The sequence below is a fragment of the Microbacterium sp. LBN7 genome (genome assembly GCF_045690345.1).
Taxonomy (GTDB): Bacteria; Actinomycetota; Actinomycetes; order Actinomycetales; family Microbacteriaceae; genus Microbacterium.
On sequence record NZ_CP147856.1, the window covers coordinates 3,493,486 to 3,506,777 of the forward strand.

The following is a 13,292-nucleotide window of genomic DNA, read 5'->3' on the forward strand; positions in this document are numbered from 1 at the left end:
CGCACTCTATCGGCGCAGACGGGACGGTCAGTCAACCGGAGGCATCGGTTCAAGCCCGAGCTTCCTCTCGATACGTATGATGCGAGCCTCGAGACGGAATAAGGACTTCATGATGAGACGGTTCACCTCGCGCTGCGGGGGCTTCGTGTTGTTGTCCTCATCCACGTGCACCAGGTACGTGGCAAGAATGTCCTTCGTGACTTCGGCCTCATCTGCGACAGCCTCAGCCATCTTGTCGATGTTGCTGACCACTCGAGCAGCGATGGCTTCCAGGCGCGCCGCCTCGGTGGCGTCGTCGTCCGGCTCAGTGCTTGCGTTCAGTTCAGTCATCCCCGCACCCCATCGGGAATCTGCGACGGCGGCCATGGTCCGCCGCCCAGGCGCCCCACCCCCCTGACAATGCTCAGCTGACGGCCGTGGAGGTTGGCCTGGACTCGCTCCCCTTAGCCGGCGCGTGCGAGCTACAGAACGTCAGCCATTTGCGGCGACGTGCTGAGCGGGCGAACGTCGATCATCCGCTGGTGAGCCCGTGCGCGACTCCGAGGGGCCGCCCCAGTGCGGTACTTCGCGGCGTCTGCGGGGCGCTGAGCGTACGCGAAGCGTCCTTCCGCCGCGCGACGCGCGGAGTGAGTGCCGTGATCCGGTTGAGTGTCGGGGTCACTGGCTATCGTCGGAGATGACGGCGAGGGGCGCCGCATAGAGGAGACGACGATGGAGTGGTTCCTTGATGGGCTCGGAACGATGTTGATCGGGCTCGTACTTGGCGGCGCCGGGGGCAGTGTTGTGACGTGGCGGGTGATGTCCAAGCGGCACAGTCAGCGCCAAAAAGCGCGCGACGGCGCTGTTCAAGTTCAGGCGGGTCGGGACGTGGGGGACGTGCGATGACGGCCGGCAAACAGACACAGAGGGCGGGGCAAGGGGCGCAACAGATTCAGGTCGCCGGAGACCTAATCGTTGGTATCGATGAGGCTCGAGCGAAAGAGATCGCGGTCGTCACCGCGCGAAACGTCATTGCGGAATACACGGATGAAGCAATAGCGCTCGTGCAGGTGAGAATCGATGCCCTTGATTCTCGTGTGATCGAAACCTTGGAAGGAAAAGATCAGCTCGAAGCCTTCGGCGACCCGGCCTTCCAACGGACCTACAGGAAGGCTCAAAGCAGCGCCGCGTCGAGCGAGCGAGAGACTGATTACGACATGCTGGCTGCGCTGCTCTCCGATCGGGCAGCGAACCCAAGAGACCGTCGAGCGATCACCGGGATCGAGCGAGCGATCGAGATCGTGGACATGCTGGATGACGAGGCCTTGCGCGCTATCACGATCATCGAGGCCATGCGAAAGTGGTCTCCGAATTCAGCATCGATCAATGAGGGCCTCGACGTACTAGAGGCCTTGTTCTCTCAACTGCTGGATGGCCCCCTCCCAACTGGGTTTGACTGGGCTGAGCATCTAGACATACTGGACGCTGCGAGGGTGAACCACTCGACCGAATTCAAGAAGTATGACGACTACAGTGCTGAGAAGCTCGGCGGCTACTCGGCCACGGGAGTCCGGACTGAGGATGTGCCAGAGTTCCTGAGCCCCGAGTTTCCCTTCGTCCGGTGGGAGACGTTGACGATGGAACACGAGCTGCGTCCGGGCTTCACGCGTGTTTCTACGCCCAACATCGATACGTTGGAGCGGGCTTTGAGGAATCAGGGTGCTGAGGAGCCAATGCTCGACGAGATTCTCGTTGCTGCGAGGAGCATGTTCGGTGTCGGACAGGGGACGGACGAGTCGATCCAAGTGTTCAAGGAAGCGCTCCGGAGCCGGCCCTCGTTGAACGAGATTGGCCTGTGGTGGGACCAGATTCCGAAGCACGTCGTTGCAACGGCAGTTGGGAAGAAGCTGGCTATGGGCAACATGATCCGGCTGGATAGCAGCAACCAGATCCCACGCGAAGAGTAGTCCAGTCGCCACGGCCGCTCGCTTAGGTCACGAAGAGTTCCCGCCGACTCGGTATGAGACGAGTGCTCAGACTCTCGCCGCAGCGCTCGCCGTCAGTGCGGGTTCGATCTGCACTCGCTCCCTCAGTAGATCGTCGTTGAGCCGCTTCCCGCGTGCCTCCGGACGGCTCTGCGTCACCCGAACTCTGACGACCGTAGCGAGCACCGCGCGCTGAATGTCGATCGGTGCCGCGAGGAGTGCTGCGCCGGGGTTGGCCGCTGCAAGGATCGGACTCGAGGTGCCTCGCTGCGTTACCAGCGCCATGCGCTTCTCGATGGCCGATATCTCGGCGCTGAGCTTCGCCGTCTTGACGCTGTGGCGCTGTGCGTTGATCAGGTCGTTGTCGTTGTCGTTGTCGTTGTCGTAGTCGAGGTCGGTCTGCCGGAGCCTCTGCCGGAGCACGGCGACTTCGTGCCGGTCAGGTTCGAGGTCAACACCCTTCGGCGTGAGCGCTGCGATGATGCGCGGGTCACGGACGAGCTCAGCTACCTGGCCGAGGACGTAGGCGTCGATCTTCGGCTGAGCGATCGTCAGATGGGCGCGATCAGCGCACCGGTCGAACCACCGCGGGGGTTACGGGCTCGCGGCCGTGCCGCTGCGACGCGCGACCCGCAGCGGGGCGCCACACGCCTTGCCGGTCGCGGGGTCCGGGACGCCGCACCGGTACACACCGGAACCAAGCCAGGTGAGCGACGACTTTTCCGCCGTTAGTCATCCGGTCCGGATGGGTGAGCTTGTCTGAGAGTGCCCGCCAGGCATCCTCAGGAACGATTGCCTCCCACACCGCCTTGCCGTGGATCTCGAAGTTGCCGTGGCTACGCTGACCTGTCGAGATCAGGCCGGTGTTGCGCGGCCGAAGCACCACCCCAACGCCGGGGTTCCCAAACCTGCAAAACACACAGTCGAAGACTAGCTCGAGTCTGACTCTTTCCTTCAGGCGTGACTCGTCCCTATGCCCGCGCTGTCTTCCCTGACAAAAAGCTGGCCAGTTGTGGCGGCCTCAGCGGGATGGTTGCGTATGCCATCACTAGGATGAACGCAAACTCGGCGATTGGATCAAGGTTGACGTATCTCTACGAGCGCCTCGGGCACGAACGATTCCAGCAGTTCTGCCAGGCTCTGCTCATCCCGGAGTATCCGGATCTTCAGTGCTTCCCGGTCGGTCAACCCGACGGCGGACGCGATGGCTTGAGTCGAAGCGGTGGCGATCGCGAAGAGATCACGGTTGCGCAGGTCAAGTTCAAGAAGGCTGACGAGGGTGCCACGGCAGAATGGATGATCAAGGCACTGGAGGGCGAGCTTCCCAAGATTGAGCGTCTCATCGAACGCGGCGCCGAGCGGTACATCATGATGACCAACGCGTCGTCAACTGCGCACCAGGATATAGGCAGCCATGACCTCGTTCAGGCCTGGCTGGACGAGAACGTGTCGATTACTGCGGAGGTGTACTGGCGCGACGAGCTTGACCGGCGCCTTGACGCCGCGGAATCGAGCCTCAAGCTGTCCTACCCCTCTCTGCTCACTGGGGACGACGCGCTCACGATCATCGTTGCGGCTCAACTCGGACCGGAGAAGGACAGGATCGCTCGCACAATTCGCGCTTTCGTCAGCGAGCAATTCCGAAAGGACGAGGAGGTCAAGTTTCGACAGGTGGACCTAACGAACGCGCTTCTCGATCTCTTCGTGGACGTTCCGATCAATGTTTCGGACGTCTTGTGGAGCCCAGAAGGGCCTCGTCTTTCCGAAGAGGTCAACTCCGCCATGCAGTCGCTAGCTCAGCCCAGCAATCCGTTCGGGGAAGATGAGTGGATCTCTGAGACATCTGCTCGTATGTGGTACGGCCCATCGGTCGCAAACGCGGCTGATTTGCTACTCGATGATGCGGTACAACGAGGACTGCAGTCGATCGTGCTCCAAGGGGCACCCGGGCAAGGTAAATCCACCGTCGCGCAGTACATCTGCCAGGTGCATCGCGGCAAATACCTCGGGCGCGAAGACTTCGTCGGGAGGCTGAGCGAGGGGCATCAAAATGCGGCATTCCGTTTGCCTTTCAAGGTTGACCTCCGCGACTTCGCCTCCTACCTCGACGGCAAGTCGTACCTCAATGCGCCGAATCCTCCGAGTCATGAAGCTAAAAGCCTCGAGGGTTTTCTCGCCTCACTGGTCTCTCTTCAGTCTGGCGGCATGAAGTTCTCGAACGATGACTTCGGGCAGATGACCGCCTACACGCCAGTCCTAATTTTCCTTGATGGCCTCGACGAAGTCGCAGACATGACATTGCGCAAGAAAGTCATCGAGAACATCAAACAGGCAACAAACCGGCTGAGAGACCTCGAAGTCGATGCACAGATCGTCGTGACGAGTCGACCGTCTCTTTTCGGTCGACAGTTCTCTCTGGGGAAGCAGTACACGCGCCTGGACCTCGCTCCCATCGGTACAACCACTATTTTTGCCTACGCCGACAAATGGATGACTGCGCGCCGCCTCGATCCTGAACGGTCCCAAGAGGTGCGCGGTATCCTCTCCGAGAAGCTTGACCAAACGCACATCCGAGAGCTAACACGCAATCCGATGCAGCTCGCTATCCTCCTAAACTTGATACTTTCTATTGGGCACTCCCTACCCGATGCGCGAACTTCTCTCTATTCAGAATATGTGAAGCTCTTCCTCACGCGGGAAGCTGAAAAGAGTGAGGTGGTCAGGCGTCACCGTCCGTTGATCGCCGCCATCGTCGAGCATCTAGCCTGGCTCTTGCAGTCAGGCGCCGAGACGGACGGGGATGCTGGAAGCATCAATGAACGCGACCTCCGGGAAGTCGTCTCTGATTACTTGAGGCGTCAAGATCAGGACGAGGAGATAGCTGAAGAGGTTTTCACCAATGGCATCGAGCGTGTTTGGGTCCTTGTTCAAAGAGTCGAGGGCCTGTTTGAATTTGAAGTACAACCGCTACGCGAGTACTTCGCCGCGAAGCATCTGTTTGCGACCGCGCCAACAAGCAACTTTCGACACGATCAGTCAGGTGGCGATCGATCTCAACGATTTGAAGCCATTGCGGCAAATCCGTACTGGGGAAACGTTGCGCGCTTTTACGCGGGATTCTATGAGGCAGGAGAGATCGGCGCCCTTAGCGCTAGTCTTCGCGAGCTGGCCGTGTCGGCGGACTTCGCTACGCGGATCGTGGCCAGAAACATCGCGGTTGAGCTTGTGGCAGATTGGATCTTCAACCTGAAGAAGTTTGTGCAAAATGAGGTCATCGACATGGCGTTTGATGACACCGGGATGGCGTTGGCTCGTATCGGAACAGGAACGTTCCATCAGGCCAGTCTTCCCTCTGAGTGCGGACGAGATCGGATCGGCGGCAGACTGACCGACGCGATCACTGGGGAGAACGCGAGGCGAAGCAGTACGCCGCTGGCAAACCTCCTGGCGCTCAATGGCGGGTCCGCTCACAGCGAGCGGTTCATGACCTGGATCAACGCGAGTCAGGGCGCCGAGAGGACGCAGAGGTTTAGGCTCGCGCTCGCCGCCGACGCTATTCCGAGCGGTAAAATTGCTCTGAGCTGCATCGATGGTGATACGCCGTCGCCTACCGTACGTCGCAAGAGAGTTCGGTCGATCCTGTTCAATCGACCCTCGCTGTTGAAAAGCTCAAGCGCGTTGCGCGATATAGCAATCACTGATGTGCTCGACGGAGGTGGGTACATCAGTTCGGCTTCGGACCGTACCTCGATCTTTGCTGTTCTGTTGTCGGCGGAGCAGTATCTGCCTCAGCGCGCCTTTCAGGTGGAAGCGTCGCCGAAATCGGAGAACAAGCCGATGACAGCACTGGAACAGTCAGTCAGCGATTTTATTGAATGGTTCGAATCCGACCTGTCGGTCGGGGCGTCGACCTCGAGGAGACTAGGCGTCGGCGATGTCTCGACGATTATCGAGAAGGCTCGCGAACAGTTCGGTGATCGCTGGGCTATGTACCGCCTGGCGTCCGTCAACGCGGGCATGTTCAACTTGCCGTCAGGGAGCGTGAATGTCTCCCAGATTCACGAAGTCGACACACCGCTGTTCGAGAGAGCCTACCTCGCCCGTGCTTACCGCGGAAAAACAACATGGTGGCGAACGCTCATTCAAACGGGCGACGTTCATCTGAAGATGTTCTGGATTTCAATCTTGCTCGTTTGGCTGCCGACTAAGTATATTCAGGAAAATATTCCGTTGCTCGCTGAGCAGATCGACAACCTGGATGACGATAACTTTGAGCTATTGCGAAACGCGGTTCAGGTTGGTTATAGAAATAAAGAATATCGAGGTGCGAAGCCGCGAACGCCTCTAGATCTCCGTGCCACCGGAAGCTGGCGGACCGGCGCGCTCGCGACCATCGCATTCGGAGGAATCGATACCGACGCGCTGTCGCCCGAGGTCGCGGCTAGCGACTGGATTGTTGCCGCTCTCAGAGCTAGCGAGGTGCGTCGGAAGTGGGCAGAGTTCCCGGGTTGGGCGAAGGTGAAACCAAAAGAAGTCGATGAGTGGTTGCGGGTTCTAGCGAATGTACGAGTGAATCATGGGCGACGACGGAACGAGGGAGCCATGCCGGAGTCCGCTGCGCTAAAAGTGTTCGATGAGCCCGATAAGTATTCAGCGGCAGTCCTTCGAGCTGCTCAGGTGTCCACGCTGAATAGGTACCGGCCGCAGCCCGTGGGAGAAATCGCGGCTGAGGCCGGATGGACGCTCGGGTAGGCGCGGAGAAGGACCGGAGTATAACGACGAAAAGTCCCCATCTCGCTTGAGATGGGGACTCGCAAAACAAAGCAGCCATACGTGTCTGGTGTAAAGCGCTATGCCGCACCGGGGAGGCAATGATCGGGGGAGGGTAGTGGCCCCCTCCGGGATCGGCGATGCGACTACCGACGTTTACACGTGTCGCAGTAGTCGAGAGGCGCCCGTCGCGCCGAGTTCCAAGTCGGCCACGGGCTTACACCGCGCGGATCCCAGTCAGCCACGTGCACTCGCCATGCCCCAGAAAGGGAAGGGGTGCGAGCGCACGACAGACACCATGGCGGTGAGTGTCGTGCAGGTAGGGTGAGTCCGGCGCACCGGTGCGATCGTTCTACACGCTGGTGATCCGCTCCCGCAGTGCCGCGACGCGCGCAGCCCGGGCGGTGGATGGCTCGTCGAAGGTGGGAGGTCTGCCAGTCTTGCGCATGTCCCTGTGGGCGATGCGGGCCGCTCGCTCGGCGCTGGAGGTGTGAGGCATGGCCTTCCGTGCCCGCTCGTTCATCCGCTCGCTGACCTGTCTGCTGACGGCGGTCGTCCTGACGTCGTGCGCGGTGCCGGAGCCGGCTCCGACGCCCGAAATGGCGCCCCTTGCGGATCAGCTGGTCGGCGAATGGGTCGCGGAGACGACCGACGAGGCTCGATTGCGCATCGACGCCGACGGGACGTTCAGCATCGCCGGACTCTGCGTCGCCTCCGGAAACTGGTCGATCGGCGGCGACGAGGTCACGGCGACGACCACGAGCCTGCCGGACATCGGCGGGTGCCCCGACGCGTTCGCGATCGAACGGACGGGCATCACCTCGGTCGAACTGGTCGACGCCGATGAGCTGCGCATGCTCGACGACGAAGGCGCTCATGCCACCTTCCACCGCGCAGACTAGCGCTGCGATCGCAGCCGTTCGAGAAGTCCCGCCAGCCGCGGCTCGAGCTGCGGCGGCACCTCGGCCGGCAGTGCGTCGACAGGCCACCAGCGAACATCCTCGGACTCGTCGCTCACGCTCAGCGCGAGCTGCGGGTCGACGATCACCGTGATCCCGATGTCGAGGTGCGAGGCGCAGCGGCCGAACCGGGACGAGAGCCCGTGGTGGTCCAGGTCGTAGGCCAGGGGAGAGGTCGGCACGGCCGTCTCGATGCCGGTCTCCTCGCGCAGCTCGCGCAGCGCGGCCTCCATGATCGACGCGTCTCCGTCTTCCGCGTGCCCTCCCGGTTGCACCCAGAACTGACCCTTGCCGTGGAAGACGAGCAGCGTCTGCGTGAGCGTCTCGTCGAACACGACGCACGAGGCGGTGGCGTGGTCGGGGCCGGAGTCCTGCCGCACGGGCCCGGTATCGTCGGCGAAGAACGAGGCGAAGTCCTCCTGCGCCGCGCGCTCCCGCTCCGACCTCGGCAGGTACTCGGTGACGAGGCGATGCACGTCGGCGGAAAGCATCCGGCTCATTCGTTCTCCTTCTCCGGCCGCGCGCGCGGCACGAACTTCGGGATCCAGCGCAGGAATCCCGCAGCGCCGAGAAGGCTCACGACGCCCATCGCGGCAGCCGCGAACGGCAGCGCCGACACCGCGGTGATCGCGGCGACCAGGAGCGGAGCGATCGCTCCACCGGCATCCGTCAGAGTCCGCCAGGAGCCGAGGAACGCCGCCGGCTCGCGCTTCGGCGCGACATCGGCTCCGAGGGTCAGCAGGATCCCGCTCGACAGTCCGTTCCCGACGCCCAGCACTCCCGCGAACAGGCCGAACCAGAGCACCGACGCCTCGAGGTCGTGCGTGAACGACATCGCGAGGAACCCCGCGCCCATCAGCACCATCGCCGGCATCGCCGCCCACAGGCGGCCGAAGCGGTCCATCACCTGGCCGCTCGCGTAGAAGAGGGCGAAGTCGATCGCGCCGGAGACGCCGACCACGATCGCGATCGTCGAGGCGTCCAGCCCGAGCGACAGCCCCCACAGGGGGAGCACGACCTGCCGTGCCGACCGCACCGCCGACAGCGAGGCCGCAGCCAGCCCGAGACGCCCGAGCACGGCACGCTGCCGCCACATGGTCTGGAAGATTCCGGCGCGCTCGATCGTGGGGATCGATCCGCTCACCGCCTCACCGGAATCCTCCGCGTAGCGCACGGGTGTCGTAGTGACCGGCGGGATCGTCTTCTCCGGGTCGGGACCGAGCAGCACGAGCAGCACCATCGCGACCAGGCAGCCCAGGAAGAACCAGATCGCCGCCTGCTCGCTGCCGAAGAGCTGCAGGAGGCCGGCGGCCACGAACGGGCCGATGAAGATGCCCAGACGGAAGCTCCCGCCCAGCAGCGAAAGCGAACGCGCCCGGAACGCCACGGGCACGCGCGTGGTCATGAACGCGTGCCGCGCGAGACCGAACGCCGCAGCGCACATGCCCAGCACGAAGACGGATGCTGCGAGCACGCCGAGCGACGGGGCGAGCACCATGCCGACAGCGGCGAGGATCGAGATGACCCCGGCGATCACCATCGTGAACCTCTCGCCGATGCGGCCGACCGCCCAGCCGGCGGGGAGATTGCCACACAGCTGCCCGATCACGAGGGCGGACGCGACGAGCGCCGCGAAGGCGACATCCGCTCCCATCGAGGCGGCGATCACCGGGATGAGCGGGATGACCGCGCCTTCGCCGAGCGCGAAGAGGATCGTCGGCAGGTACACCATCGGCCCGAACTGTCGAAGGACGGTCGATGCACTGCTCACGCACTCACGCTACCCCCGTCCGCGGACGCTCGAGATGCGGCGTCCCCGCGCGAGCAGGCGGCACGTTAGGCTGAGGTGTCATGCTCGAACTAGATCTCTCCGCCGAAATCCAGGCGCTCAGGCACACCTTCGGCGACATCAGCGAGGTCGTCGATGTCTCCCACCTCCGCGACGAGATCGCGAGGCTCAGCGAGGAAGCCGGCGCACCCGACCTCTGGGACGACACCGAGCGCGCGCAGAAGGTGACCAGCGCCCTCAGCCACCGCCAGTCGGAACTCGCCCGGATCACCGGCATCGCGTCGCGGCTCGACGACCTCGAGGTGCTCGTCGGCCTCGCGAATGAGATGGGTGACGAGGAGTCGGCGCAGGAGGCTCGCACCGAGCTCGCCGCGCTCACCGACGTCATCAACCAGCTCGAGGTGCAGACACTGCTCGACGGCGAGTACGACGAGCGCTCCGCGATCATCACCATCCGCTCGGGTGCCGGCGGCGACGACGCCACCGACTTCGCCGAGATGCTGATGCGCATGTACCTGCGCTGGGCCGAGCGCCACAAGTACCCCGTCAAGGTGATGGACACCTCCTACGCCGAGGGTGCGGGCATCAAGTCGGCGACCTTCGAGATCGATGCGCCCTACGCGTTCGGAACCGTGTCGGTCGAGGCCGGCACGCACCGTCTCGCCCGCATCAGCCCCTTCGGCTCCGCCGACAAGCGCCAGACGTCGTTCGCCGCCGTCGAGGTCATCCCTCTCATGGAGGAGGCGACCGAGGTCGACATCCCCGAAAACGACATCCGGGTCGACGTCTTCCGCTCCTCGGGCCCCGGTGGCCAGTCCGTCAACACGACCGACTCCGCCGTGCGCCTGACCCACCTCCCGACCGGCATCGTCGTGTCGATGCAGAACGAGAAGTCGCAGATCCAGAACCGCGCGGCCGCCATGCGCGTGCTGCAGACGCGCCTCCTGCTGCTGCAGAAGGAGCAGGAAGCGGCGAAGAAGAAGGAGCTCGCGGGCAACATCACCGCGAGCTGGGGCGACCAGATGCGCTCGTACTTCCTCTACGGCCAGCAGCTCGTCAAGGACCTGCGCACCGGGCACGAGTCGGGCAACCCCGCCGCCGTCTTCGACGGCGACCTCGACGGTTTCATCTCGGCCGGCATCCGCTGGCGCAAGCGTCCGGACCAGGACTGAGTCTCGGCGACTGAGCCGATGAAGAAAGGCCCCGGAGGATTCCGGGGCCTTTCTTCATGAGACCGATGCTCTCAGCGCGCCGTGCCCCGGAGCGAAGTGGTCACGTCTTCGTAGCTGTAGATGATGCAGTGGACGGTGCGGTCGTCCATCCGGCTCCACGACGCCTTGGTCGGCGTGTAGTTGTAGATGTCGAACTCGGACTCCTCATAGGGAAGCCCGACGAACCCCTCGAACTGCGCGGCGCAGCCGTCCCAGGCGAGCTCGTAGATCGCGTCATCGCCGGGATAGTCGCCGTCGTCGAGCTGGTAGATGAAGTAGACCTCGTCGGTGTGCGGCTGATCGCAGGGCACGACCGGCACCTCGAAGATCTCCTCCTCCGGGTCGTACTCCACGAGGGGTATGCAGTCGCCGACGGCGAGGTCCGCGAAGGGGACCATCTCGGCGCCCTCGATCTCGGAGGGGTCGGTCGTCCCCTCCGTCGAATCATCGACCGGAGGCCGCTCGCTCGGGGTGGCGATCGGGACCGGATCGGCCTCCACGGTCGAGTCGATCCCGAGAGTGAGGAGAGCCACCCCGAGCGCCAGCACCGTGCCGAAGACGGTCACGCCCATGCCGGTGATACCCGGCCACTTCGCGCCGCGGAGGAACAGCGAGACGAGCGAGGTGACGAAGCCGAGACCGAGCACGACCCAGCCGATGGCCGCGACCGGCGGAACACAGGCGAGGACGACGCCCAGCACCGCGACGGCGAGGCCGATGATCCCGAGGACGGAGACCTTGCGAGCGGGTGCCGGTGACGGCAGGTGCGTGGCCGCGCCGGGATACCCGGGCACGGATGCCGCCGGGTACGTCGGAGCGGATGCCGCACCGGGATACCCGACCTGCGCGGGTATGGCGTAGGGCGGCACGAACGGCTGCGGTTCGGCAGCGACACGGCTCGGCGTCACCGCCTCGACGGGCGCGACCGGTTCCGCGGCCACCGGTGCGATGGACTCCGGTGCGATCTGCGCGGTCGTCTCCTGCGGAGTCGGTTCCTTCGCGGGCGGCTCTGGCGCGGCCGGTTCCGCAGGCGCACTCGGCTGCGGCTCTGTGCGCACGTGCGCGGTCCACTGCTGCCCGTCCCACCACCGCAGCGTCCCGGAACCGTCGTCGTACCAGCCGGCAGGTGTCGTCATCGATCTTTCCTGTTGTCTTCTCTGTGGTCGGCGGTCAGCCGGCCGAGGGCTCCACCGTCACCCGTGCGACCTCCTGAAGGAGCTCATCCGTGATGATGATGACGTACGAACCGCTCTGCGCGACGTCGAACGAGACCGTTCCCTGTGTCGTCTGCCCGGCGGGAAGCTCGCTGGACTCGAGGGTCGCGTCGCCGAAGATGTCGTAGTCGCCCGCCGCGCCCTCGGCGGTCTCGATCGAGAAGTAGAGCGGGTTCACGTAGGTCGTGCCGTCGAGCGTCTTCCACGTCAGGTCGACGAGCAGGTAGCCGCCGTTGGTGGGGTCGAAGCCGGAGTCATTCGTCGGGCTCCAGGTCGCGGAGTTCACCGTCACCTCTCCGGTGCCGGACATCTGCTGCACGGTGACGGGTTCACCCATGCTGCCCTCGGCGACATCGGCGGGCGGTGCGCTCTCGTCGGTGCCGTCATCGGTTCCTGAGTCGGAGGTGGGGATCGGATCCGGGATCGCGTCCTCGATCTCGTTCGCGAGAGCGAAGAGGAAGACGAAGCCCATGATGAAGGCGACGATGGCGCCGACGATGGAGACGCCGAGACCCGTGAAGCCCGGCCACTTCTTTCCCTTGAGGAACAGGGAGATGAGCGACACGATGAAGCCCGCGGCGAGCAGGACCCACGCGAACGGCAGCGTGAACGGGATGAAGGCGAGGATCAGGCCGAGCGCGGCGAGGCCGAGTCCGACGAGTCCGAGGATCGACATCTTCTGCGGTCCCGTCGGAGCGGGGGCCGCATACGGGGCCGATGCCGGGTACCCGCCCGCGGCGTATGCGCCGGCCGCGGGATAGCCGCCACCGGTGGCCGGGTAGACGCCGGGAGCAGCCGGGTATGCCGGAGCCGTGGCGCCGGGGTACACCGGTGCGCCGCCCTGGGGGACAGGGGGGACGGGCGGGACGACCGGGGTCGATCCCGGGTACGCCGCGGCTCCGTACGGAGCTGCGGGAGCCGCCGGGGCCGCGGGAGCGGCCCAGTCCTGCGGGGCCTCGGGAGCGACGACCGTTTCCTCGACCGCATGCGGAGCGGACTCCACGGCCGCATCGTCGGGGGTGATCGGGGTCTCCGCGGGACCGACGACATCCGCTGCCGGGGTCTCGTCGACAGCAGGAAGCTGCTCGACGACCGGGGTCTCGGCGACGGGCGTCTCGGCGACGGGCGCCTCGGTAGCAGCCGGCGCCTCGGTTGCAGCGGGCACCTCGGTTGCAGCAGGCGCCTCGGCAGCAGCGGGAACCTCCGGAACAGCGGCGACTTCAGGAGCGGCCGGGGCCTCGGGGGCGAAGTGCTCCGTCCACTGCTGGCCGTCCCACCAGCGCTGGCGTCCGGATCCGTCGTCGTACCAACCGGCAGGTGTCGTCATGGTGTCCCCCTCGAAGTTCTCGGCGCGCGGAATCGCGTGTGTCGCCACTCCATGTATA

Annotated in this window: 10 protein-coding genes; 4 read left to right on the plus strand and 6 right to left on the minus strand. The window is 64.4% G+C overall.

The genetic code is table 11. The features are described from left to right. Positions 1 to 27: 27 nt before the first annotated feature. Positions 28 to 330 carry a hypothetical protein gene (locus LBN7_RS16900; protein WP_407360312.1) on the minus strand — a complete coding sequence of 101 codons (303 nt, stop codon included), beginning with the start codon at positions 328 to 330 and terminating at the stop codon, positions 28 to 30. A 551-nt stretch (positions 331 to 881) separates the two neighbouring features. Here LBN7_RS16900 and LBN7_RS16905 point away from each other — a divergent pair. Further along, positions 882 to 1,946, plus strand: coding sequence for an LPO_1073/Vpar_1526 family protein (locus tag LBN7_RS16905; protein WP_407360313.1), 1,065 nt, complete (start codon positions 882 to 884; stop codon positions 1,944 to 1,946). Positions 1,947 to 2,012: 66 nt separating this feature from the next. On the opposite strand, the gene LBN7_RS16910 is transcribed toward LBN7_RS16905, so the two are convergent. Further along, positions 2,013 to 2,387, minus strand: a complete 375-nt coding sequence (locus tag LBN7_RS16910) for a hypothetical protein (protein ID WP_407360314.1) — start codon at positions 2,385 to 2,387, stop codon at positions 2,013 to 2,015. A gap of 537 nt (positions 2,388 to 2,924) precedes the next feature. Here LBN7_RS16910 and LBN7_RS16915 point away from each other — a divergent pair. Beyond that, positions 2,925 to 6,716 (plus strand): NACHT domain-containing protein, encoded by a 3,792-nt coding sequence (locus LBN7_RS16915; protein WP_407360315.1) that lies wholly within the window; start codon positions 2,925 to 2,927, stop codon positions 6,714 to 6,716. 515 nt (positions 6,717 to 7,231) lie between these two features. Then, complete coding sequence (locus LBN7_RS16920) at positions 7,232 to 7,636, plus strand: hypothetical protein (RefSeq protein ID WP_116636357.1); 405 nt, start codon at positions 7,232 to 7,234, stop codon at positions 7,634 to 7,636. On the opposite strand, the gene LBN7_RS16925 is transcribed toward LBN7_RS16920, so the two are convergent. After that, on the minus strand, positions 7,633 to 8,193 hold the full coding sequence (locus tag LBN7_RS16925) for an NUDIX hydrolase (protein WP_407360316.1): 561 nt from the start codon (positions 8,191 to 8,193) through the stop codon (positions 7,633 to 7,635). The two genes, LBN7_RS16920 and LBN7_RS16925, sit on opposite strands and share 4 nt — an antisense overlap. Then, positions 8,190 to 9,425, minus strand: a complete 1,236-nt coding sequence (locus LBN7_RS16930) for an MFS transporter (RefSeq protein WP_407361730.1) — start codon at positions 9,423 to 9,425, stop codon at positions 8,190 to 8,192. Before LBN7_RS16930 ends, LBN7_RS16925 begins: the two co-directional genes overlap by 4 nt. Positions 9,426 to 9,544: 119 nt before the next feature. Here LBN7_RS16930 and prfB point away from each other — a divergent pair, with 119 nt between their 5' ends. Further along, positions 9,545 to 10,654 (plus strand): peptide chain release factor 2, encoded by a 1,110-nt coding sequence (gene prfB, locus LBN7_RS16935; RefSeq protein WP_116636354.1) that lies wholly within the window; start codon positions 9,545 to 9,547, stop codon positions 10,652 to 10,654. Between the two features lie 71 nt (positions 10,655 to 10,725). Here the strand turns inward: prfB and LBN7_RS16940 are convergent, their stop codons facing one another. Beyond that, positions 10,726 to 11,829: a DUF2510 domain-containing protein gene (locus LBN7_RS16940; RefSeq protein WP_407360317.1), complete on the minus strand. Its 1,104-nt coding sequence runs from the start codon at positions 11,827 to 11,829 to the stop codon at positions 10,726 to 10,728. Between the two features lie 34 nt (positions 11,830 to 11,863). Then, complete coding sequence (locus LBN7_RS16945) at positions 11,864 to 13,234, minus strand: DUF2510 domain-containing protein (protein ID WP_407360318.1); 1,371 nt, start codon at positions 13,232 to 13,234, stop codon at positions 11,864 to 11,866. Between the last annotated feature and the right edge of the window lie 58 nt (positions 13,235 to 13,292).